The organism is Priestia sp. FW507-14D1A (assembly GCF_058781295.1).
This window is the reverse complement of record NZ_JBYSWQ010000001.1, coordinates 507,859-528,599: the sequence shown is the minus strand read 5'-3', so window position 1 is coordinate 528,599 and position 20,741 is coordinate 507,859. Positions and strand designations below refer to the sequence as shown.

The window sequence follows — 20,741 nt, the reverse complement described above, 5'->3', positions numbered from 1 at the left end:
TCTGTTTAAAGCAGGGGCTTTTTTCTTTTTACCATCAAAATGTATGTCAATTACGTGAAGAAAGTACACTTTCATTTCTATAAAAATCATTTTAATGGTACCATAGAAAAGTTGTGATAACAGATATGGATAAACGAAACTATCTATCAATCCTTTTACAAACTGCGTGTAAGAAGTTTGTAAAGGTGTAAAGAGGAAAAGCGGCAATTGTACGCTTACTATTTTACGAATGTAAGGCAATCGGACAAACTAATTCGCTGTCCATTGCTAATTAAATTGTATTCATTATTCACGATTCCTCTCTATCATTTCGTCATGGGTTTTGTTTTATCGTTAAAATTTTGATAAAGGTGTATAGGATATGGAAAACAGGCATTTTGAATATAAATTTAAAGAGGCGCTGAAAAAACTAAATGATATTGAACTTGCGTTAAATGAATCATCAATCGTAGCGATTACGGATAGTCGTGGATTCATCAATCACGTGAACGATAAATTCTGTGAAATTTCTAAGTATGAAAGACATGAGCTTCTCGGGCAGGACCATCGTATTATTAATTCGAAACATCATTCAAGCTTGTTTTTTAAAGAGTTATGGAGCACGATCAGATCCGGTAAGGTATGGCACGGAGAAATAAAAAACAAGGCAAAAGACGGCTCGTACTACTGGGTGGATACAACCATCGTTCCTTTTTTAGATGAGCGGGGTAAGCCGTATCAGTACGTATCGATTCGTAATGATATTACAAAACGAAAAGCATATGAAGAAAAAATTAAGCAAATGGCTTATTATGATCCGTTAACCAATTTGCCTAACCGCTATTGGTTAAACAAGCAGCTGAAAAAACTGTTTATAGATGAGGAATCTCCAGAACTGCTGGCTATTTTATTTTTAGATTTAGACCGCTTTAAATCAATAAATGATACGCTTGGCCATCATCACGGCGATGTGCTGCTGAGGCGCGTAGCAGAAAGGTTAAAAAAATGTATTCCGTCCTCTGATTTTATCTCGCGGCACGGGGGCGATGAGTTTATTTTAGTGCTGCATACACTAAAAACTGTTGAGGAAATTGAAGAAATGACCGAGCAGATTGTAAAAGAAATGTCTCTTCCTTTTTATATAGACGGTGATAAAGTGCTAACCTCTACAAGCGTTGGCATCAGCTTGTTTTCAAAGGAATGTCAGCAGCAAATTGTCCCAAAAGACGCAGATGAACTAATTGATCGGCTGATCAAGCAAGCAGATATTGCGATGTATGTAGCAAAACGAAATGGACGAAACACATATGAAATGAGTTCGTCTTCATCAAATGAACGAATAATTAAAACCATCAGCATGGAGAATGAGTTAAAGTATGCGTTAGAAAGACATGAGTTTCAGCTTGTTTATCAGCCGTTAATCGATTTGAAAACGTCTGATGTGATAGGGGCAGAAGCGCTTATCCGCTGGAATAGCGCAAAATTTGGTACCGTCTATCCAAATGAATTTTTGCCTATTTTAGAAGAAGTGGGTCTGATTGTGCCGGTTGGCAAGTGGGTGTTAGAAGAAGCGTGTAAGCAAATGAAAGCATGGACAGAGCTGAATTCAAAAGCGAGCAAAATAGGAGTGAACGTATCACCTATTCAGCTGAAGTCCTCACGATTCGTAGCGGAGATTGAACAAATCTTGCAAAAAACAGGCCTTGAGCCGCACTTTCTGGAACTTGAAATCACCGAAAGCGTTATTCAAAACAGTCAAGAATCGAAAAAAGTGCTAAACCGCCTGCGGAGTCTAGGGATAAAAGTGGCGATGGATGATTTCGGAACGTGCTATTCTTCTCTTAGCTATCTGAAACACTTGCCGATTAATACGTTAAAAATTGATAAATCATTTATTGACGACTTAGACGAAGTTGGAAAAGTGCTGGTTGAAACGATTATTCAAATGGGAAAGAAACTTAACTTTGATCTCACTGCAGAAGGAATCGAAAACGAAGAACAGCTGCAGTTTGTGACAGAACAAGGCTGTCATATCGGTCAAGGCTATCTATTTGATAAGCCGCTTTCTCCCGAGGAAATGAGCCGTTTGTTGAAATGAAGGAAAATCCTATGTACGGAAAGAAGCTCTTTAATAGAGCTTTTTTTTTATGGTTTTTAATCGTATGTAAGGAGTGAGAAAGTCGTGAAAGAGTACGTTGGAATCTGCACAGTATGTCAAAAGAACGTATACTGTTTAGAGGGATTTTTAAATGGTGTGGTTGTTGAAGGGAAGCTGGTGTGCTTTGCGTGTGAAGAAGAGGAGAAGCGTGACTCTCATAAAAACAAAAACTAGCTACCTGGGGTAGCTAGTTTTTGTTTACTGCGCATTCACTTTTTCAGCTTGCCAGTAATACTCGCTGAACACATCAGAAAAAGCTTTGACGGTATTTGTGAGTTCTTCCATATTGTTATCGACGCCCCCTACTTCGATTAAAATGGAGCGGTCGGATAAGTCTTGATTATATAGCCCGTTATTGCCGCTTGTTTTCTTTTTGCTTAACACTCCGCGGCTAAGGCCTGGATATTTTTCTTCTAGTTTTTCATGAATCGCTTTAGCCATTTTCACGTTTTCATCAAATTTCGGATTCGCTTCACCTAATACAATCATCATTTTAGCGTATGATTTGCCGTTAATAGCAGCCGTTGTTTTTTCTTGGCGCAGTGAATCACGATGAATATCAATTAAATAATCGACGTCTTTGTTTTGCTGAAGAGCTGTTTCCACTACGCTGCGAGACATCATATAGGCTCGTCCTGTACCCCAGCCTTTTTCATTCAGCTTTTGCGTCATATTGGTTGTATCTACTTCCGAACCGATTCCGTCTGCTTTTAATTCCATTCCTAGCATTTGACCAACGAGCGTGATGTTGGTTTTGTTATCAACTGCTTTATTTTCGTTCGCTTCACCTTGCATACCAAGTAAAGGGAAATAAGATTCCCAGCTGTGCGTGTGGTAGATGTACACAACTTTTCTGTCTCCCGTACTTTGCTTGGCCTGTGTTTGAGACTGTTTTTTGCTTTCTTCGTACGTTTTGCTTTCAGCAGGATCCAAATCACGCTCGCCTGAAATGCTTTCGAGCGGAGGAGCCGATTCATGAGGAATCGTGGTATAATCCGTTCCTTCACCGGCTAATAGAATATGGGAATCAAAAATAGAAAAGCCGGGCAGTTCTGATCCAAATAGACTTCTTGTATCTGCCACGCGAATATTCGTCGCCAGCTGAAGGGCGACAGAAGAGAGAGGAGGCGGAGAGAAATCTTCTTCAAAGGCATGAGAGAAATGATGGTTTTCCGTATGCATGAAGTAGAACAAGCTTTGTGCTTTATAATTTGATAGTGCTTGATAGACAACGTTCGAGCGCAGCGTATGCTGAAGAGTTGAATACGTGACGGTAAAAATAGCGGCTGATGTTAAAAGAACAAATAGTATAGCGATAATTAATGATTTATAAGAAAGGATCCAAAAAAGCTTTTTAGGCTTTTCAGTAAACTTGTTTTTCATAGAGTAAACCTCCTCTAATAAAATTTTGAAATCAGCGGATGAGAACTCTAAGAGGAGAATGTTATGTATCTACTATTTACTCTATTAAAAAGAAATAGAAATATGATAGAAACTATGATATTTAACACAACATAAAAAAGTTTATATTAGGGCATACTGTAAAAAAACGGTGCGTATTGGAGCTGGTTAGATGAACGACTCATGGGTTTATCATCATTTTATTAATACATTTTTATTTCCTTTAACAATGTTTGGCGTGGCATTTTGTGTGCTGGGACTGTTGCTGTACATGCCGTGGAAAGAAAAGCAAAAAGAAGGACCAAAAGAAAACAAGAGCTCTTAAATAAGAGCTCTTGTTTTGTCTAATATTCAGTTAGAAAAAGGGAGATTCACTCTCTCTAAGAACTCCATTCGGTTGCCGAAAGGATCAGCCACGTAAATTCTTTCGACACCGGGAATGTTTTTGTCTTCCATAAAAGAAATACCGAAGCTAGTCAAATGATCTTTGAACTCAGGGAGATTTTTGACGTGAAAGCCTGGATGCGCTTTTTTTGCGGGTGAAAAGGCAGGTTCAACACCAATATGCAGCTGATAACAACCAAATTCAAACCACACGCCGCCGCGCTTTTTTAGACTTTCCGGTTTTTCGACTTCTGTTAATCCAAGAACAGTTCCGAAAAAGTGCCGTGCTTTGCTTTCTGAATTCGGTGGTGCAGCTAGCTGAATATGATCAATATGCGTCAGTGTAAAAGTCATAAACATTCCTCCTTAAACAGTAGAGTACTAGTTAAGTTTACGTGATGTATACGTGTAAATAAATGTAAAAAATATGATACTTTTCATAAGAAAAACTTATTATTCTATATACATATAACACCAAATGAGGTATATTTTATTTTGTTGTTATTTAGGAGAATTGGAGATTAATATGGAATATCACTATACGTTAACAAAAGAGGATTACGTAGCTTTTAACATGCATCACGCTCAACATTCGGAAAGAGTACAAAAAGTGCTGAGAGTTCAGCGATGGATGTCGCTTATTTTTCTTCTTATTCCTTTGCTTGTTTCGTGGGTTGAAGGAGAATTTTTACTCGGCATGTTCGTAGCGTTTGCACTGCTTGCGGTGCTGTGGTTTTTATTTTATCCGAAGTACTTTTACGGAAGTATTAAAAAGAACATTGTAAAGGTAATAAATGAAGGAGATAACAGCAGTCTGACGGGTGAGCATACTATGATGGTTACGGAAGATGGCTTGGTAGAGAAAAGCTCAAAAGGAGAAGTGAAGACTCCTTGGTCAAGCATCATTCAAATTAGAGAAACCGATGAACATATCTTTATCCTTGTTAGTGCAATGAGCGGATATGTTATTCCTACAAGCGCATTTACAGATGTAAAAGCGCTACAGCAGTTTAAAGAAACGCTGAATGCTGCAAGAGACGCAAAAACAGGCTGAGTAGTAAATAATAATAATGTAAAAAACGCCCTCCTAGACACTTTTCTAAGAGGGCGTTTTTTTAACAGCAGTCCCAGTTGTATAAAACATCTCTAAAGTTACGGTGGCGAAGGTCTTCTTCTTTAATAAAGAAATTGGCCACTCCCGCATCACCAAACATAATATCCGCTTCGTCGTCCATGGCGAATTGAAGAAGCAGAACATCGTATGCTCGCAGCGCTTCATCGTAGTCTCGAGGATCGCTTTGAGTGAAAAAAGCGTATCCGCCCATTTTATGATACTCGCCCGTAAGCTCATCCCAGTAGATTTCTTCCGTTTCTTCATCTTCAAATAAATCTGATTCTATATCATTATATCGATAGTCAGTAGGGGAAACGGGTTCAATTTTTATTTCAAACTGTAAGCCTACTTCTTGAGGAATAGGGAACATATCCCGGTCAATGTCTTCAAGATACGTAAAATCGGTTGTTAACTTTTTTTCATCTGTGGTTACGTCTTCATAAAAAACGATGCGAAAGTCTTTTTGAGCCGTAGGATGGTCAAAATCAAGACCGTACATATCGCCGGTGCTTTCGTTATCAGCTCCGCAAATGAAAAATTGAAGCATGCCTTGAAAGGGCATATTTTCATAGGAAGGAACTTCAGAAAAATTGATTTGTGCCATCAGGAGCATCGGCTTGCCCTGAGAATCAAGAGGATGACTTGCTTCTAAAGGAAGATAAGGGTTGCCGCCGAACTTGCTTTCATATAATTTTGGAATGTTCATGACCGTATGGAGGTGGATATAAGGCTTACATGTTTGTTCGATTTCTTTTCGGTAAGGTTCTAGCTTAGGAGGCAGTTCTAATTTTGATAGAGGATTCATATGTATTCTCCTTTTTGTTTGGAATAAAAAGAACGTTTGTTCGTATTTATATTTTAGCGTAATACACACGAAAAGGGAAGAGAAATCGTATAAAAAATCCCTTTGCAGAAGCATCCGCAAAGGGCACAAAGAGATGATAGCGTTTTCATTATGGAACTTACTAAATCAATGCTTATTTAGAAAAGAAACCTTTTAAAGCAAATGCGACGTTTTGCGGTCTTTCCGCTAAGCGGCGCATAAAGTAGCCAAACCAGTCGTTGCCAAAGGGAACGTATACGCGCATTGTATAGCCTTCTTTTGCAAGGCTAAGCTGCATATCTGTGCGGAATCCGTACAGCATTTGAAATTCAAACTGCGTGCGCGGGATGTTGTTTTTGTGAGCGAACTCTTTTACTTTTGCAATAATATTGTGGTCGTGAGATGCGATAGCCGTGTATGTCCCGCTCAGCAGATGCTCTTCAATAATTCGCATATAGTTCTCGTCAATTTGGGCTTTATCTTGAAACGCCACGGTTGGTGATTCTTGATACGCGCCTTTTACCAATCGAAGAGGAATGCCTTTTAGCTCTTTTACGTCTTGTTCAGCGCGGAACAGGTAAGCTTGAATAACCGTTCCAACATTATCAAACGTCTCGCGAAGCTCTCGTAAAATATCCAGCGTCATTTGACAGTGAGCATAGTCTTCCATGTCGATTCGGACGAAGTTATCGTATTTTTTCGCTGTTTCAAGAATGCGGCGCATGTTCTCAACGCAAAAACTGCGGTCAATATCCAAACCAAGCTGCGTCATTTTGACAGATAAGTTGCACGTTACACCGGCTTGCCCCATAGCTTCCAGCGTTCTGACATTATATTGAGTCGCTTCGATAGCTTCTTCTCTGCTTGAAACAAATTCCCCTAAATGATCAAGCGTACAAACAAGTCCTTTTTCATTCAGTTCCCGTACTTTTTTGATCGCATGTTCAATCGTGTCGCCAGCTACCACTTGAGCTGCCCCAAAGCGAAGACCCCATTTTTTCGCCGCTTTGTTTAGCGCTTTATTTTGGGAAGCGTGAAGAAACACATTTTTAGATACCTCTGCTAACATAAATATCTCCCCCTATAGAAAAAATCCCTTGTTGTTTTAAGATAGAGCAGCCTAAGGCTGCTCTACTGAGTATTAAAGCGTCGTGCTTGTTGTTTTTGCTTGTAGGTGCAGAATCAAGTAATCAGGACCGCCAGCTTTTGAATCTGTTCCTGACATATTAAATCCGCCAAACGGCTGGTACCCAACGATGGCACCTGTACAACCGCGGTTGAAGTAAAGGTTTCCGACGTGGAACTCTTCTTTTGCACGCTCGATGTGCTCAGGCGTATTTGAAAGAAGGGCACCTGTTAAGCCGTAGTCTGTGTTGTTCGCAATTTCCATCATATGATCGAAGTCGCGCGCTTTGCAGAATGCTACGACTGGGCCGAAGATTTCTTCTTGCATTAAACGTGCTTTTTCATCTACATCTGCAATGATCGTAGGCTGAATGAAGTAGCCTTTTGAATCATCTGCTTCTCCGCCCGTCATTAAACGGCCTTCTTCTTTACCGATTTCAATGTACTTTGTAATTTTGTTGAAAGAAGCCTGATCAATAACAGGTCCCATATACGTGTTCACATCTTCAGGGCTGCCCATTGTTAATGTTTTTGTCAGCGCAACTGCTTTTTGAAGAACGATATCGTACACGTCTTGGTGAACAACCGCACGAGAGCCTGCTGAACACTTTTGTCCAGAGAAGCCAAACGCTGAATACACGATAGAAGAAGCAGCTAAATCTAAATCAGCATCTTTGTCTACAACGACCGTGTCTTTACCGCCCATTTCAGCAATAACGCGTTTTAGCCAGATTTGACCAGGCTGTACTTTTGCTGCGCGTTCATAGATGCGGCAGCCTACTTCACGAGAGCCTGTAAATGAAACAAAGCGTGTTTTTGGATGATCTACTAAATAGTCACCAATTTCGCTTCCGCTTCCCGGCACGTAGTTCAGTACGCCGTCTGGAAGGCCGGCTTCTTTCATTACTTCTACAAATTTTGCTGCGATAACCGGTGTGTTATTAGCCGGTTTTAATAGAACCGTATTTCCTGCTACGATTGCTGCTGCAGCTGTTCCTGCCATGATCGCTAACGGGAAGTTAAACGGTGAAATAATAACGCCGACACCAAGCGGAATGTAGTTGAATTTATTTTCTTCACCTTCGCGGCTCTCAACAGGCGCGCCGTCTTTTAGCTGCACCATTTGGCGAGCGTAGTATTCAAGGAAGTCAATTGCTTCTGCTGTATCAGCATCTGCTTCATTCCAAGGCTTTCCTGCTTCTTTTACAAGATAAGCTGAAAATTCATGCTTGCGGCGGCGAATGATGTCCGCTGCGCGGAAAAGAATATCTGCTCGTGCTTCCGGCGCTTCTTTTTTCCACGTATTAAAGGTAGAAAGTGCTGCTTGCATAGCTTTTTCAGCCAAGTCTTGATCTGCTTTTGACACGCGGCCGATAACTTCTGTTTTATTTGCTGGGTTAATGGACTGAATTTGATCTTCTGTTGTAATTAATTCTCCGCCAATTACAAGAGGATAGTCCTTGCCAAGCTCTGATTGTACAAGTTCCAATGCAGATTCAAATGCATCTTTGTTTTGTGCAATCGTAAAGTCCGTGAAAGGCTCGTGTTTGTATTGTTTGATTTCGTTGATATTCATTGTGTTCATTTTCATTACCCCTTTTTTTAGAAAATTTTAAACATAATTAATATTCCAACACCCTATACCTGTATTATAATCACCTTATTATCGTTTTGTACATAGTTTTTTAACAAAAATGTTCAATAATTTTTATAAATAAACACTTTTGTTTAAATAAACAATCAATTCTTCGTTTTTATAGTGATTTTGAACAAAAAGCACAATAAAGGACAGAGGTAAGCAGAAGTAAAGATGTTTTGAACTAAAGAATTACGATAAAAGAAAGAGTTTATCGTTAGTAAATGAAAATGATCTTCCTTTCAAAAAAACAATAGACAAAGTTGTTCAAAATAAATTATCATATAATTCGAAAAGTAATTTTTGTCGAATGAAGCTGTCTTTTTCGTCAAGTGAAGGCTTCATTTGAATGTACAGATAGAGGGAGGGTAGGAAAACGGCAGTTAGTTGTCCACAGTATTGAAAGGGCTTACATATTTAACGCGCGATGCGAAGAACGTGTAATTCTTTAAATGACGGTTTTTATGAGGAGGATTTTAACATGAGTCATCAACCGCCTGAGTTAAAAAAAGAATTAAAAATTCGACACATAACCATGATTTCTTTAGGAGGAATCATTGGTGCCGGTTTGTTCATTGGAAGCGGATCACTCATTAACGCAGCAGGTCCTGGTTCCATTTTTTCGTACGCGTTTGCCGGTTTGCTGGTGATTTTAGTGATGCGAATGCTGGGGGAAATGTCTACGGCTAATCCTTCAAGCGGCTCGTTCGCGACCTATGCCAGAGAAGCACTTGGACCGTGGGCTGGCTACACAATCGGCTGGCTATACTGGTTTTTCTGGGTAATTGTTATTGCTGTTGAAGCGATTGCCGGGTCAACAATTATTCAATATTGGTTTCCGTCCTTACCGTCTTGGGGCGTTAGTCTCATCCTGACGTTTTTATTAACGTTAACGAACTTATACTCTGTTAAATCATTTGGTGAATTTGAATACTGGTTTTCACTTATTAAAGTAGTTAGTTTAGTGCTGTTTTTACTTTTAGGAGGAGCGATCATCCTCGGTTTAATACCGGGAGTAGAGTCTCCGGGAGCATCGAACCTTCTTCATAGAGGCGGATTTCTTCCAAATGGAATCAGCTCCGTCTTTTTAGGAGTGGCGATTGTCATGTTTTCTTTTATGGGAACAGAAATTGTCGCAACAGCCGCTGGAGAATCGGCTCAGCCTGAGCGAGCAATCACCATCGCAACAAATACCGTTATTTATCGTATTTTATTTTTTTATCTTGGGTCTATTTTAATCTTAGTAACGATCCTTCCGTGGGATTCTTCAAGCTTGATGAAAAGTCCGTTTGTTTCGATATTAGAGCTGGTAAACGTTCCGGCAGCGGCTCAAATTATGAACTTTATCGTACTGACTGCTGTTTTGTCTTGCTTAAATTCAGGTCTATACACGAGTTCTCGTATGCTGTACTCAATGGCGCAAAAAGGAGACGCGCCGCGCATGTTTTTGAAGGTGAGTAAAAAAGGCATTCCGTTTAATGCCATTGTAGGATGTACCGTGATCTCTTACATCAGCGTTGGTTTTAACTATCTTTCACCTGATAAAATCTTTTTATTTTTAGTAAACGCATCGGGAGGCGTAGCGCTTCTTGTGTACCTTGTTATTGCTTTTTCACAGCTTCGCATGAGAAAGAAATACGAAAAAGAAAAGCCGGAAGCATTAAAAATCAGAATGTGGCTGTATCCTTATTTAACGTATGGAACGATTGCGGCAATCACAAGTATCTTTATTGCGATGGCATTTATTGATTCACTTCGCACTCAGTTTTATCTCACGCTGCTGATTGCTGTATTTGTGGTATGTTCATACTTCTTTGTGAAAAAGAAAAAAGATGATAGTTCCCTATCAGGACAGGGGAATAAAAGAATTTCTTAATAGAAGAGAAAATCATCACGAGGGGCTAGGGGGAAGTAAATTGGCAAACAAAGAGTTAAAAAGAGGGCTTGAATCTCGTCATATCCAAATGATTGCTCTTGGAGGAACGATTGGGGTAGGGTTATTCATGGGTTCAGCAAGCACTATTAAATGGACGGGGCCATCCGTCCTGCTTGCATATGCTATTTGCGGCGTTTTTATTTTCTTTATTATGCGTGCAATGGGTGAGATGCTTTATTTAGAGCCAAGTACGGGTTCGTTTGCGACATTCGGTCATAAATATATTCATCCGTTAGCGGGTTATATCACGGCTTGGAGCAACTGGTTTCAATGGGTGATTGTGGGCATGGCAGAGATTATTGCAGTCGGAGCTTATATGCAGTACTGGTTCCCGCATTTACCGGCGTGGGTTCCGGGAATTGTCGCCATGGTCATTCTTGGTGGGGCCAATTTAATTTCGGTGAAATCGTTTGGAGAGTTTGAATTTTGGTTTGCAATGATTAAAATTGTCACGATTGTTCTCATGATTATTGCCGGTCTTGGCCTTATTTTTTTCGGTCTTGGAAACGGCGGCGAAGCGCTTGGCCTGTCGAATTTGTGGGCAAACGGCGGTTTCTTTACAGGCGGATGGTCCGGCTTTTTCTTTGCCTTGTCGCTTGTTATTGCTGCCTATCAAGGAGTAGAGCTTATTGGAATTACAGCAGGAGAAGCAAAAGATCCTAAAAAAACGTTAACAAGTGCAATTCAAAGCTTAATTTGGCGTATTTTAATTTTTTATATCGGCGCCATCTTTGTGATTGTAACGGTGTATCCGTGGAACGAGCTGGATTCACTCGGCAGTCCGTTTGTTTCTACGTTCGCTAAAGTAGGAATTACAGCAGCGGCGGGCATTATCAACTTTGTTGTCATCACAGCGGCCATGTCTGGGTGCAACAGCGGAATTTTCAGTGCGGGACGTATGCTTTACACGCTAGGTGTAAACGGTCAGGCTCCGGCTTTTTTTACAAAGGTTTCTCGAAACGGTGTGCCTATTTATAGTACCGTGGCGGTGATGCTTGGCTTAGCTGCGGGCGTTGTCTTAAATTATATTGCACCGCCAAACGTTTTTGTGTATGTGTACAGTGCGAGCGTGCTTCCAGGTATGATTCCGTGGTTTGTGATTCTTATCAGTCAAATTCGTTTTCGAAAAGCAAAAGGAGCGGCGATGGACCAACATCCATTTAAAATGCCTTTTGCTCCCGTGACGAACTACGTAACAATCGCGTTTTTATTGATGGTGCTTGTAGGCATGTGGTTTAATGATGAAACGCGCATATCGCTGATTGTCGGCATTATCTTTTTAGCTATTGTTGTGCTGAGCTACTATGTACTAGGTATCGGTAAACGTACGGAAGTACGGTCTTCTGAAAGACGTAAGCTAGTGAAATAAATGATTTTGTAAGAGAGCTGAAAAGCACTTTAGTTTAAGGAGAAGATCCGAACGATGAATGAAACGCGTTCGGATTTTTTTATTGATATGGTGAACGTAAGTTTCAGCTTATGTATCTCATTTGTTCGTCTTTAGATTGAATTGATTTCGTTATGCCTTAATCTCTTTTGGACAGAGGAGAAGAACCGAAGTCAGCGCTTTTCTTAGGCTGTTTTCTTCTTTTATTAATGAGGTGCATGGCAAGAAAGAAAAAGAAAAAAGAAAAAACCAGAGTCAAAAGGGCGCGTTTAGGCATAAGATAATCCAACTCAAGTGAAATGCAAGCGGCGTTTTTCTTGAGGAAAGAGTATTTAAAGAAAAGGAAGTGTTCGTATGTCTGGAAACCCTGGATATGGTCATGGATCTGGTTTTGCTTTATTAGTTGTATTGTTTATTTTATTAGTGATCATCGGCTGCAGCTGCTACGGCGGAGGCTTTGGCTGGTAATTCACTCATTTCAAAAGCCCTATAAGGGCTTTTTCTATGCTTATAAATAACGCTTTTTTCCGTTTTGATAAATGTTGACGTGAAAGCCGTTTACTTCACCCATAAAGATTTTAGAAGGAAATCCTGCTGCTTTGACAGATGAAGTGATTTCGACAGTTTGATACGTTTTTGGTTCCAACGTAACAGTATGAAGCTTAGGTTTATTCATCATCACTAAAAAAGGGGTATCTTCTTTAAAATAGGAGCGTTCATCCAGTGCTACTTCAAACGTAACGGGTTTTGAGCTGTGATTTTCAAATGAAAGGTCACAGGTGCCTGTTAATACGGTTTCTTTTTTATTTCTCTCAAATGTACAAATGCTGTTTTCCACATCGTAAGAAACGGCATACATACCTGGTAATACGGTCTTTTGCATCGCTTCAACCATATGACCAGGACCCGATATGACAATAAACGCAGCAAACATCGTTAGTTTCAAACGATGCCTATTTAAACTTTTGTAAAGGGCAAAAAGACCAAGTAAAAGTATAATTCCCCACGCATTGCTAGCATATTGAATTCCCGTCATTGTTTCTTCATCTCCATAGAGGGGAAGACCTAAAAAAGAAAAGACAGAATGACTGAGCGGCGTTGAGTTAGGAAAAGGGATGTTTAAAATAAAAACGGCTAGTAAAAAGGTGAGTCCTTTTATCAAAAGTGATCGTTCACGAATCATGTTGTTCCTCCTTAGCTATAAATCACGTATCATTATATACTATTATTATCTTATTTTGTAATTAATGGTTATTTTACTACGCCTGGAGGGAAGATGAATGAAAACTTTTTTATTAGTTAGGCATTGTGAAGCAGAAGGGCAAGAAGCAAAAGCATCACTGACGGAACAAGGCATACAGCAAGCCCAGCAGTTAATGTATTATTTGAACAAGCTGAGTTATCCCATTGATAAAATTATTTCAAGCCCGTACAAACGAGCCGTTCAAACAATTGAACCTTATGCAAAAGATACCGGTCTGTCTCTTCATATAGATAAAAGGCTAGAAGAAAGGCGTTTAAGCGGACAGCCTCTTTTCAACTGGATAGAAGTATTGAAAAGAACTTTTGATGACATAGACTTTAAGGTAGACGGAGGAGAATCGACCAAAGAAGCCACGGTACGTGTTTTAGAGCTGTTTAAAGAAGTAATGAATGAAAAACAGAAAACAACTCTGTTTGTTACGCACGGCAATTTGATGACGTTAATCCTCAGATATTTTGATCCGAAATTTGGGTTTGGTGAATGGTCGCGTTTAACAAATCCTGATGTATATCAAATCGATCTTCAAAAGAAGAACGTTTCCATTACAAGGCTTTGGAGTGAGCAGAAAACAAATTAATGAAATAAAAGATTTTTTGTACATTTGTGCAGATGATAAGTTTAGCTCAATACAAGAACCTCATGCCCCATCTCAATCCAGAAATGTTGGTAGCCTCAAAGCTGTCCTGTAGGCTTTTAGCAGATACATAATTAGGTTGAAGTCTGTCTTAGAACAGGAGCTTGCTATTTCTAAATTGATATGTTACACTAAGGTTAATTATTTTTGTTCGGTATGAAATTGAAAGAAGAGAAATATTCTTCAATAGAAATTTTTATCTGGAAATAGTACGATTGAGCAAGGGTAGTAATATATGCGTGGAGTAATTCCACCACTGGAGGAAATAGTATGACTGAAGGTACAGTAAAATGGTTTAATGCAGAAAAAGGTTTCGGTTTCATCGAAATTGAAGGCGGAGAAGATGTATTCGTACATTTCAGCGCAATTCAAGGCGACGGATTCAAATCTTTAGATGAAGGTCAAAAAGTGACTTTCGACATCGAGCAAGGTCAACGCGGTGCACAAGCTGCTAACGTTGTAAAAGCATAATTTTATGCAATCCAAAAAAGACTCCGACTTTGGACGGGGTCTTTTTTTATTGTAACAAACACGCAGGTAACGGAGGAATACGTATGAGTAAAGCAAAAGGTAAAGGCGGCACGGGGCGAGGCACCGGCAAAAAAGGGTGGAACCGCTGGCAGGCGAGTGCAAAAAAGAAGAAAAATGCAAAGCCTTATAAAAGCAAGGGAACAAAAAATGCTGATAAGCCGGAAGGCAACTAATCCTATATGCGCAGTATCATCTGCAACTTCGACTTACTCTGCTTGAGTAAGTTTATTTCATATGGAATTATTTTTTTATTGCTTTTTTGACAGATTGCTGTCACTATATGAAATAATAAAGTGATTTGTGTGAATTTTCTATAAAAATTGATTTTTTTTGCAAACACTTTCATATTTCGACAACCTTTTTGATTTTTATCGGTTATACTTCTTTATAATAGATTATAGAAAGATGCAGGGGAGCATAAAGTGAGAGAGGAAAGCGACAGTTTACCTGTACGCTTTTTACGTTTCTGGACCGTATTGCAGTAGCGTCGTAACAAGTAGATCATGCATCAGTTTAGAACACATCAAAACTCAACTAAGTGTAACGGGGGGATATGAGTGAGCGTAGGCATCGTAATTGAAAAAGTTCAAAATTATGCTATGTTAGAAGATCATGTTTTGGTTGAAATGGTTCACAGCGGAGATGAAAAATCATTGGAGTATTTAATCAATAAGTATCAAAATCTTGTGAGGGGTAAAGCAAGAAAATACTTTTTGATTGGTGCTGAAAAAGAAGATATCGTCCAAGAAGGAATGATTGGACTGTACAAAGCAATTCGCGACTTTAACGAAGACAAGCTAACATCTTTTAAAGGGTTTGCGGAGTTATGTATCACAAGACAAATCATTACGGCGATTAAAACGGCTACTCGTCAAAAGCACGGTCCGTTAAATTCGTACATTTCATTGGACAAGCCTCTGTATGATGAAGAATCAAACTATACGCTGATGGATATGATTCCTGGCGATCAAATTGCTAATCCGGAAGCGGTGCTGATTCATCAAGAAAAAGTGGAAGACCGCGAGTTAAAAATTGCGGAAACACTTAGTGAATTGGAAAGAAAAGCATTGACGCTGTATATGGACGGCCATTCATACGCTGAAATTTCGAAAGAATTAAATACGCACGTCAAGTCAATTGACAACGCGCTGCAGCGTATCAAAAGAAAGTTAGGTCGAGACGTAGAAAGCAGACAAGCTATTTCATAATAGGTAAAAAACAGCCGGACCTCAAAGGGGTTTCGGCTCTTTTTCACGGTCTTTTAAAATGTCTTGAATAATTTCAATATGAACAGAAGCCCACGATTGTTCACGGAAATGAAGAAACACGCTTGGAATGAGAATAAAAACATACAGCACCACAAAAATAATCCAAAGCCAGCTGCCGTCTTTAAATAAAAATTGCTGCAGCCGCTGCGAAAATAAAAAAAAGAGCCAAGGCAAAGCAGAAACAAGGATGGGAATGACGCCGGAGCCGTTTTTTTCTTTAGTCATTCGGTAATACACTTTTCGCAAAGTAGCGCTTTCGAGCGTAAGGTAAAGCTGCCGGATTTCTTCCATTTCCGCTAATTCATCAATTTCTTCTGCGTTTTGGTTTTGATGAGCTGCTTTTTTCAGTTTAAGGTAGACTTTATGAGCATCGCCGCGCAGTGAAAACATATACCAGCCTCCCGCATAGTGTTTCGTCTTCTTTAACAGAGTTTGCAGGTGCATGTAAATATATACAAAAAATTTCGTGATACGAAAGAATAAGAAAACAGAAGTGAAAGCGTAAATCATTAGTAGAAAAAGAAAGAAAACAGCTGATTTTCGCCCTTTTTAGCCGCCTTTACACATCAAGTAGCAGCACATATACTAATAAAAGAACAATTAGTTACCTAGGTAAATAAAATGAAAAGGTGAGGTGGGAAAAAGTGAATAACTTGGTGTTTCATGAGCTTCATCAAAAGTCGAGATTGTCTATTAAAGAAGTAAATGAAGTGTTAAAAGCGTACGGGCTATACAGCTCACAGTATTCAATTTTATTTTGTTTAAAGCGATTCGGCTCGATGACGCAAACGGAGATTTGGCAGTATTTAAATGTCGAAGCGCCAACGGTTACCCGCACGTTAACAAGGCTTGAAAAAAGCGGATGGATCGTTCGAAAAGCAGGCAGTGATAAACGAGAGCGCATCGTTTATTTATCTCCTCAAGCGAAGAAAAAACTTCCGGAAATTCAGCAAGAAATTGAACGTTTAGAAGAAAATTTGCTGATTGCTTTATCCGACAGCGAACAAGATCAGCTTATTTCGTTATTAAAGAAAATTTGTAAATCTACAGAAAAGGGTGAAATGAATGACGAACCAGCAGGAGCCAATCTGGACTAAAAGTTTTATCAGCATTGCGATTACCAACTTTTTTATTTTTGTTGTGTTTTATGCATTGCTGACGCTGCTGCCGATTTATGTATTAGACGCCTTAGAAGGCACGAGTACGCAGGCAGGGCTTGTTGTTACCATCTTTTTATTATCTGCGATTATTGTTAGACCGTTTTCAGGGAAAGTCATTGAAAACATTGGAAAGAAAAAAACGCTTGTATTTAGTACCCTCATTTTTGCGCTTTCTTCCTTCTTATATATGTTTATCCACCATTTTAACGTGCTTTTATTATTGCGCTTCTTTCAAGGGATTTCATTCAGCTTAGCGACAACCGTCACCGGAGCGATCGCAGCGGATTTAGTTCCCGCTAAACGACGAGGAGAAGGGCTTGGCTACTTCGGAATGTCAATGAACTTAGCCGTTGTTGCAGGGCCGTTTTTAGCACTAACGCTTCATCAATACATGGCATACAACATTATTTTCTTTGTATTTGGCGTGATTATGCTCGTTGGCTGGCTCTGCGGAATGATGGTCAAAAATCTTCAAGAAAACGCTGCTCCGTCAGTAAAGAAATCATTTTCACTGAGCGATTTATTTGAAAAGAAATCCATGCCGATTTCATCTGTAGGTATTCTCGTTTCTTTTTCGTATGCAAGTATTATTTCTTTTATTTCTGTGTACGCACAGTCGCTTGGATTGATTAAAACAGCAAGCTTTTTCTTTGTCGTGTTCGCAGCTGCGATGCTGATTTCACGACCGTTTACAGGAAGATTATTTGATAAATCTGGCCCAAACATTGTGATTATTCCATCATGTATTGTTTTTGCGATTGGTCTATTTAGCTTAAGCCTTACACATTCTTCTTGGATGCTGCTGTTTTCAGGTGCATTAGTAGGACTAGGCTACGGAACGCTGCTTCCTAGCTTCCAAACGCTTGCTATCCAAGCGGCGCCTGCTCACCGAAGCGCGTATGCAACTGCCACGTTCTTTACGTTTTATGATAGCGGCATTGCGGTTGGTTCATTTGTATTAGGAATTGCAGCAGGTGCTTTAGGATATTCAAAACTGTACTTTGCGCTTGGTATTTTTGTTCTTTTGATTACACTTTACTACAAGTGGATTGCAAATTTACGTCAAAAACAAAAAGCAGCAAATATCCAGGTGGGCATGAAATAAAAAAGCTCGGCGTAATATGCGCCGAGTTTTTTCTGGATTTTTTACAGGACTTTGGAAGGGAAGCATATTTAAGTCAAAAGGTACTAGCCAATTCCTATCCATCTGCACCATACTTTAACAGAGGAACCATTTACATATAAAACTTCTTGGATGAAATAAAAAACAAAGGAGAACAAAGATGAAAGTAATGAAACCTCTTATTGTCACAGCGCTAGGGCTTAGTCTTGCCACTTTTTATGAAGGCGCTTTTCCTGTAGAAAAAGCTGTGCAAGTACAGGCTGCTACAGATGAAAATGTGATTGCTGACAAAGCAAAAACGTATGAAGGAGCGGATTATACGTCTGGAGGAGAGACGCTAAGCGAAGGGTTTGACAGCTCTGGCTTCGTTCAATATGTGTTTAAGCAAGCGCTCGATACAACGCTGCCTCGTTCCGTGAAAGAACAGTCAGAGCTTGGAACAGCCGTCGATAAAAACGAGCTGCAAGCGGGCGATGTATTGTTTTTTGACACCAATGAAAACGGTGAAGTGAACGTAGCTGCTATTTATATCGGAGACGATGAGATGATTTATGCATCTTCTTCAGACGGAAAAGTTGTGGTGAAAAACATTTCAAGCAGCGCGTATTGGTCATCACATTTCGCCAAAGCAAAGCGCATTACAGGAGCACCGGAAATTGCAAAAGATAATGAAGTTATTGCAGAAGCGCTAAAACATCTCGGCACACCATATGTATTTGGAGGCGAGTCGCCAACGGACGGTTTTGATTGTTCCGCATTTGTTGCATATGTATTTCAACACGCATCGGACGTCTATCTTCCGAGATCAACGGATCAGCAGTGGCAAGTTGGAGAAGAAGTTGCTCGCGCAGATTTAAAGCCAGGAGACGTTATCTTTTTTAAAGACACGTATCGTGAAGGGATTTCACACGTCGGTATCTATGCAGGCGGCAATCAGTTTATTCATGCCAAGCGCAGCGAAAATGTGACGGTGGATTACCTGACAAGCAGCTACTGGACGTCTAAGTACGCAGGAGCAAGGCGCTACGATGACTTATCGCTGTCAAAAGACAACCCATTTGTGACCGAATCTCTTAAATATGTAGGAGAAGTACCTTATGCACAAGGTGGGACAAGTCCTTCTACAGGCTTTGATACGGCTGGTTTTGTTCAATATATTTATAAAGAAGCAGCTGGAAAAGACATTCCGCGCTATGCGAGTCAGCAGTGGGAAGCAGGAGAAACCATTTCACAATCTGACTTGAAGCCGGGAGATCTCGTCTTTTTTGAAGGAAGTTCACTTATTCCATCTATCTATATTGGAAATGACTATGTCGTTCACGTATCCACATCTGAGGGCGTGAAAATTACAAACTATAAAGTAGACAGCTACTGGGCTCCTAAATACTACGGAGCAAAGCGCATGCCATAAAGGTAAAAACCAAGACAGTCTGGGGCTGTCTTGGTTTTTTAATAGGTAGTCAATTGTTTTTGTATGTCTTTAATTCGCTCTAGCGTTACCCCTTCCCGCTGCTCGACGGCTAAAGGGTGATTCGTTGGCTCTAACTCGATGAGTGGTCTTGTTCCAACAGATCTTGTATGCACATTTGTTTTTAAATTTAACGTTTCCGGATAGCCTGGAATTGAAACTGAAAACCAGCCGAAATAAGGCGGTTCATTTTCTCTTTTGTCACTTTCCCATAAATCGATCATTCGGCGGAAATTTTCTTCGCTTAAAGAAACCCATATGTTCCAAGTGAAAAATTCTTCTTCATTAAAAACAGGAATTTCAACACAGCCTCTTACGAAAAAATGTTCTTGATTCATGATACAAATCTCTGAATATAGTTCAAAGTCGTTTTGTCTTTCATCGTCTGACGCGTCATAATAGTAAAAAGGAGCTTCACTTGTATAGCTCATAGGCAAAGCAGGCTGAGGGTGTTCACAGGTTAAGTCTTTAAAGTGAAGTTTGTTCGTTTTCTTCTTGCCATATAATCTTCTTCTTCGCATATTATTTTAGACTCCTCAGATAAAGGTATCTTCATTATAATACAAAAAAATGGCTGCTTAAGCGTATAATGTGTAAAAAGTTTGATCCCCCGTATCTTTTGAACTTCCTTTAATCGTTTAGTAAATAGAGAGTGCAAAAGGAGTGAAAATCATGTCACATTCAAAAAAAATCGAAACACAAACAGAAAGCTTTGACGATGCATGCTGGAACGAGCATTACCCAAAATTGCAGCAGTACTGCCGTTTTTTAGCGCAAAATGCGTGGGACGGAGACGATATTGCCCAAGAAACGTTTTTAAAAGCTCAGCGATATAAAGGTGAAGAGCACAAGCTGTCTTCCGCGCTGTTAAATAAAATTGCGTATCATCACTGGATTGATCTGCTGAGAAAACGAAAGCGTGAAGTAATAGCTGAAGAAAAGGGTTTGGAGCAGCAAGCCGACAAGCAGGCGTTTGATAGTAAGGAACACTCGGTCGAGCTGCTGCTTAGTCAGTTTACGCCGAAGCAAGCGGTTATCTTTTTCTTAAAAGAAGGATTCCGCTATCAGCTGAAAGAAATCGCTTCGATTTTACAAACGTCAGAAACAGCGGTGAAAAGCAATTTACATCGTGCTAAGCAGCGGTTAGAAAAAGGCGGTGAGCCGTTTTCTACAGATTCTTTTTGGGATGAAAAAGAACGAAAAGAGCTGTCAGAACTGTTTTATAAAACGTTAGAAGCGCAGGATCCAGCACTTTTGATTCAGGCTTTGCCTTCCTTAAAAAGCGTCATTCAAAAACCAACGTATACTCCGACGTGCACTCTCTGCATGGCTGCATAGCCATATTACATG

The 20,741-nt window shown here is 39.8% G+C and carries 22 protein-coding genes; 14 read left to right on the top strand and 8 right to left on the bottom strand.

All coding sequences use genetic code 11. The features are described from left to right. Nucleotides 1-361 precede the first annotated feature (361 nt). Nucleotides 362-2,077 (top strand): putative bifunctional diguanylate cyclase/phosphodiesterase, encoded by a 1,716-nt coding sequence (locus AC3WJG_RS03170; RefSeq protein ID WP_337134573.1) that lies wholly within the window; start codon nt 362-364, stop codon nt 2,075-2,077. 258 nt (nt 2,078-2,335) lie between these two features. Here the strand turns inward: AC3WJG_RS03170 and spoIIP are convergent, their stop codons facing one another. After that, nucleotides 2,336-3,520 (bottom strand): stage II sporulation protein P, encoded by a 1,185-nt coding sequence (spoIIP, locus tag AC3WJG_RS03165; protein ID WP_025750039.1) that lies wholly within the window; start codon nt 3,518-3,520, stop codon nt 2,336-2,338. 190 nt (nt 3,521-3,710) lie between these two features. On the opposite strand from spoIIP, the gene AC3WJG_RS03160 reads away from it, so the two are divergent. Next, the gene (locus AC3WJG_RS03160) at nt 3,711-3,863 is read left to right on the top strand and encodes a hypothetical protein (RefSeq protein WP_337134574.1); all 153 of its coding nucleotides are present in this window, start codon (nt 3,711-3,713) and stop codon (nt 3,861-3,863) included. Nucleotides 3,864-3,889: 26 nt separating this feature from the next. Here AC3WJG_RS03160 and AC3WJG_RS03155 read toward each other — a convergent pair whose 3' ends face one another. Next, nucleotides 3,890-4,276, bottom strand: coding sequence for a VOC family protein (locus AC3WJG_RS03155; protein WP_060747213.1), 387 nt, complete (start codon nt 4,274-4,276; stop codon nt 3,890-3,892). A gap of 172 nt (nt 4,277-4,448) precedes the next feature. On the opposite strand from AC3WJG_RS03155, the gene AC3WJG_RS03150 reads away from it, so the two are divergent. Next, nucleotides 4,449-4,976 carry a YcxB family protein gene (locus AC3WJG_RS03150; protein WP_337134575.1) on the top strand — a complete coding sequence of 176 codons (528 nt, stop codon included), beginning with the start codon at nt 4,449-4,451 and terminating at the stop codon, nt 4,974-4,976. 61 nt (nt 4,977-5,037) lie between these two features. Here the strand turns inward: AC3WJG_RS03150 and AC3WJG_RS03145 are convergent, their stop codons facing one another. From AC3WJG_RS03145 to pruA, 3 genes are all read right to left on the bottom strand, one after another. Beyond that, nucleotides 5,038-5,841, bottom strand: coding sequence for a YwqG family protein (locus AC3WJG_RS03145; RefSeq protein ID WP_337134576.1), 804 nt, complete (start codon nt 5,839-5,841; stop codon nt 5,038-5,040). Nucleotides 5,842-6,013: 172 nt separating this feature from the next. Beyond that, nucleotides 6,014-6,928: a proline dehydrogenase family protein gene (locus AC3WJG_RS03140; RefSeq protein WP_025750035.1), complete on the bottom strand. Its 915-nt coding sequence runs from the start codon at nt 6,926-6,928 to the stop codon at nt 6,014-6,016. 72 nt (nt 6,929-7,000) lie between these two features. Then, nucleotides 7,001-8,569, bottom strand: coding sequence for an L-glutamate gamma-semialdehyde dehydrogenase (pruA, locus tag AC3WJG_RS03135; RefSeq protein ID WP_060747216.1), 1,569 nt, complete (start codon nt 8,567-8,569; stop codon nt 7,001-7,003). Nucleotides 8,570-9,101: 532 nt separating this feature from the next. Here pruA and AC3WJG_RS03130 point away from each other — a divergent pair. The 3 genes from AC3WJG_RS03130 (at nt 9,102) to AC3WJG_RS03120 (ending at nt 12,411) form a co-directional block, all read left to right on the top strand. Beyond that, nucleotides 9,102-10,496 carry an amino acid permease gene (locus AC3WJG_RS03130; RefSeq protein ID WP_060747217.1) on the top strand — a complete coding sequence of 465 codons (1,395 nt, stop codon included), beginning with the start codon at nt 9,102-9,104 and terminating at the stop codon, nt 10,494-10,496. 40 nt (nt 10,497-10,536) lie between these two features. After that, complete coding sequence (locus AC3WJG_RS03125; RefSeq protein ID WP_028409797.1) at nt 10,537-11,925, top strand: amino acid permease; 1,389 nt, start codon at nt 10,537-10,539, stop codon at nt 11,923-11,925. Nucleotides 11,926-12,297: 372 nt separating this feature from the next. Continuing rightward, nucleotides 12,298-12,411: a YjcZ family sporulation protein gene (locus tag AC3WJG_RS03120; protein ID WP_075419294.1), complete on the top strand. Its 114-nt coding sequence runs from the start codon at nt 12,298-12,300 to the stop codon at nt 12,409-12,411. A 40-nt stretch (nt 12,412-12,451) separates the two neighbouring features. On the opposite strand, the gene AC3WJG_RS03115 is transcribed toward AC3WJG_RS03120, so the two are convergent. Continuing rightward, the gene (locus tag AC3WJG_RS03115; protein WP_028409798.1) at nt 12,452-13,126 is read right to left on the bottom strand and encodes a hypothetical protein; all 675 of its coding nucleotides are present in this window, start codon (nt 13,124-13,126) and stop codon (nt 12,452-12,454) included. A gap of 97 nt (nt 13,127-13,223) precedes the next feature. Here AC3WJG_RS03115 and AC3WJG_RS03110 point away from each other — a divergent pair, with 97 nt between their 5' ends. The 4 genes from AC3WJG_RS03110 (at nt 13,224) to sigH (ending at nt 15,580) form a co-directional block, all read left to right on the top strand. Continuing rightward, the gene (locus AC3WJG_RS03110; protein ID WP_028409799.1) at nt 13,224-13,784 is read left to right on the top strand and encodes a histidine phosphatase family protein; all 561 of its coding nucleotides are present in this window, start codon (nt 13,224-13,226) and stop codon (nt 13,782-13,784) included. A gap of 327 nt (nt 13,785-14,111) precedes the next feature. Then, entirely contained in the window at nt 14,112-14,312 is a 201-nt protein-coding gene (locus AC3WJG_RS03105) for a cold-shock protein (RefSeq protein ID WP_013058502.1), read from the top strand. A gap of 77 nt (nt 14,313-14,389) precedes the next feature. Then, complete coding sequence (locus AC3WJG_RS03100; RefSeq protein WP_162837669.1) at nt 14,390-14,545, top strand: DUF3934 family protein; 156 nt, start codon at nt 14,390-14,392, stop codon at nt 14,543-14,545. 384 nt (nt 14,546-14,929) lie between these two features. Next, nucleotides 14,930-15,580, top strand: a complete 651-nt coding sequence (sigH, locus tag AC3WJG_RS03095) for an RNA polymerase sporulation sigma factor SigH (RefSeq protein ID WP_013058500.1) — start codon at nt 14,930-14,932, stop codon at nt 15,578-15,580. Nucleotides 15,581-15,601: 21 nt separating this feature from the next. Here the strand turns inward: sigH and AC3WJG_RS03090 are convergent, their stop codons facing one another. Then, nucleotides 15,602-16,030 (bottom strand): hypothetical protein, encoded by a 429-nt coding sequence (locus tag AC3WJG_RS03090; protein WP_025750030.1) that lies wholly within the window; start codon nt 16,028-16,030, stop codon nt 15,602-15,604. 254 nt (nt 16,031-16,284) lie between these two features. Here AC3WJG_RS03090 and AC3WJG_RS03085 point away from each other — a divergent pair, with 254 nt between their 5' ends. The 3 genes from AC3WJG_RS03085 to AC3WJG_RS03075 all read left to right on the top strand — a co-directional run bounded on the left by AC3WJG_RS03085 (nt 16,285) and on the right by AC3WJG_RS03075 (nt 19,334). Next, nucleotides 16,285-16,737 (top strand): MarR family winged helix-turn-helix transcriptional regulator, encoded by a 453-nt coding sequence (locus AC3WJG_RS03085; RefSeq protein ID WP_013058498.1) that lies wholly within the window; start codon nt 16,285-16,287, stop codon nt 16,735-16,737. Then, nucleotides 16,706-17,905 carry an MFS transporter gene (locus tag AC3WJG_RS03080; RefSeq protein ID WP_098579927.1) on the top strand — a complete coding sequence of 400 codons (1,200 nt, stop codon included), beginning with the start codon at nt 16,706-16,708 and terminating at the stop codon, nt 17,903-17,905. The genes AC3WJG_RS03085 and AC3WJG_RS03080 overlap by 32 nt, the downstream gene beginning before the upstream one ends. A gap of 178 nt (nt 17,906-18,083) precedes the next feature. Further along, nucleotides 18,084-19,334, top strand: a complete 1,251-nt coding sequence (locus tag AC3WJG_RS03075; protein ID WP_337134577.1) for a C40 family peptidase — start codon at nt 18,084-18,086, stop codon at nt 19,332-19,334. A gap of 38 nt (nt 19,335-19,372) precedes the next feature. Here the strand turns inward: AC3WJG_RS03075 and AC3WJG_RS03070 are convergent, their stop codons facing one another. After that, entirely contained in the window at nt 19,373-19,912 is a 540-nt protein-coding gene (locus tag AC3WJG_RS03070; RefSeq protein WP_043978564.1) for a DUF2199 domain-containing protein, read from the bottom strand. Between the two features lie 151 nt (nt 19,913-20,063). Between AC3WJG_RS03070 and AC3WJG_RS03065 the strand changes: the two genes are divergently transcribed. After that, on the top strand, nt 20,064-20,729 hold the full coding sequence (locus tag AC3WJG_RS03065) for a sigma-70 family RNA polymerase sigma factor (RefSeq protein WP_337134578.1): 666 nt from the start codon (nt 20,064-20,066) through the stop codon (nt 20,727-20,729). The last annotated feature ends 12 nt before the right edge of the window (nt 20,730-20,741 follow it).

Coding starts and splice junctions, on each gene's coding strand:
- AC3WJG_RS03170 (WP_337134573.1), top strand. CDS start 362: ATGGAAAACAGGCATTTTGAATATAAATTTAAAGAGGCGCTGAAAAAA.
- spoIIP (WP_025750039.1), bottom strand. CDS start 3,520: ATGAAAAACAAGTTTACTGAAAAGCCTAAAAAGCTTTTTTGGATCCTT.
- AC3WJG_RS03160 (WP_337134574.1), top strand. CDS start 3,711: ATGAACGACTCATGGGTTTATCATCATTTTATTAATACATTTTTATTT.
- AC3WJG_RS03155 (WP_060747213.1), bottom strand. CDS start 4,276: ATGACTTTTACACTGACGCATATTGATCATATTCAGCTAGCTGCACCA.
- AC3WJG_RS03150 (WP_337134575.1), top strand. CDS start 4,449: ATGGAATATCACTATACGTTAACAAAAGAGGATTACGTAGCTTTTAAC.
- AC3WJG_RS03145 (WP_337134576.1), bottom strand. CDS start 5,841: ATGAATCCTCTATCAAAATTAGAACTGCCTCCTAAGCTAGAACCTTAC.
- AC3WJG_RS03140 (WP_025750035.1), bottom strand. CDS start 6,928: ATGTTAGCAGAGGTATCTAAAAATGTGTTTCTTCACGCTTCCCAAAAT.
- pruA (WP_060747216.1), bottom strand. CDS start 8,569: ATGAACACAATGAATATCAACGAAATCAAACAATACAAACACGAGCCT.
- AC3WJG_RS03130 (WP_060747217.1), top strand. CDS start 9,102: ATGAGTCATCAACCGCCTGAGTTAAAAAAAGAATTAAAAATTCGACAC.
- AC3WJG_RS03120 (WP_075419294.1), top strand. CDS start 12,298: ATGTCTGGAAACCCTGGATATGGTCATGGATCTGGTTTTGCTTTATTA.
- AC3WJG_RS03115 (WP_028409798.1), bottom strand. CDS start 13,126: ATGATTCGTGAACGATCACTTTTGATAAAAGGACTCACCTTTTTACTA.
- AC3WJG_RS03110 (WP_028409799.1), top strand. CDS start 13,224: ATGAAAACTTTTTTATTAGTTAGGCATTGTGAAGCAGAAGGGCAAGAA.
- AC3WJG_RS03105 (WP_013058502.1), top strand. CDS start 14,112: ATGACTGAAGGTACAGTAAAATGGTTTAATGCAGAAAAAGGTTTCGGT.
- AC3WJG_RS03090 (WP_025750030.1), bottom strand. CDS start 16,030: ATGTTTTCACTGCGCGGCGATGCTCATAAAGTCTACCTTAAACTGAAA.
- AC3WJG_RS03080 (WP_098579927.1), top strand. CDS start 16,706: ATGACGAACCAGCAGGAGCCAATCTGGACTAAAAGTTTTATCAGCATT.
- AC3WJG_RS03075 (WP_337134577.1), top strand. CDS start 18,084: ATGAAAGTAATGAAACCTCTTATTGTCACAGCGCTAGGGCTTAGTCTT.
- AC3WJG_RS03070 (WP_043978564.1), bottom strand. CDS start 19,912: ATGCGAAGAAGAAGATTATATGGCAAGAAGAAAACGAACAAACTTCAC.
- AC3WJG_RS03065 (WP_337134578.1), top strand. CDS start 20,064: ATGTCACATTCAAAAAAAATCGAAACACAAACAGAAAGCTTTGACGAT.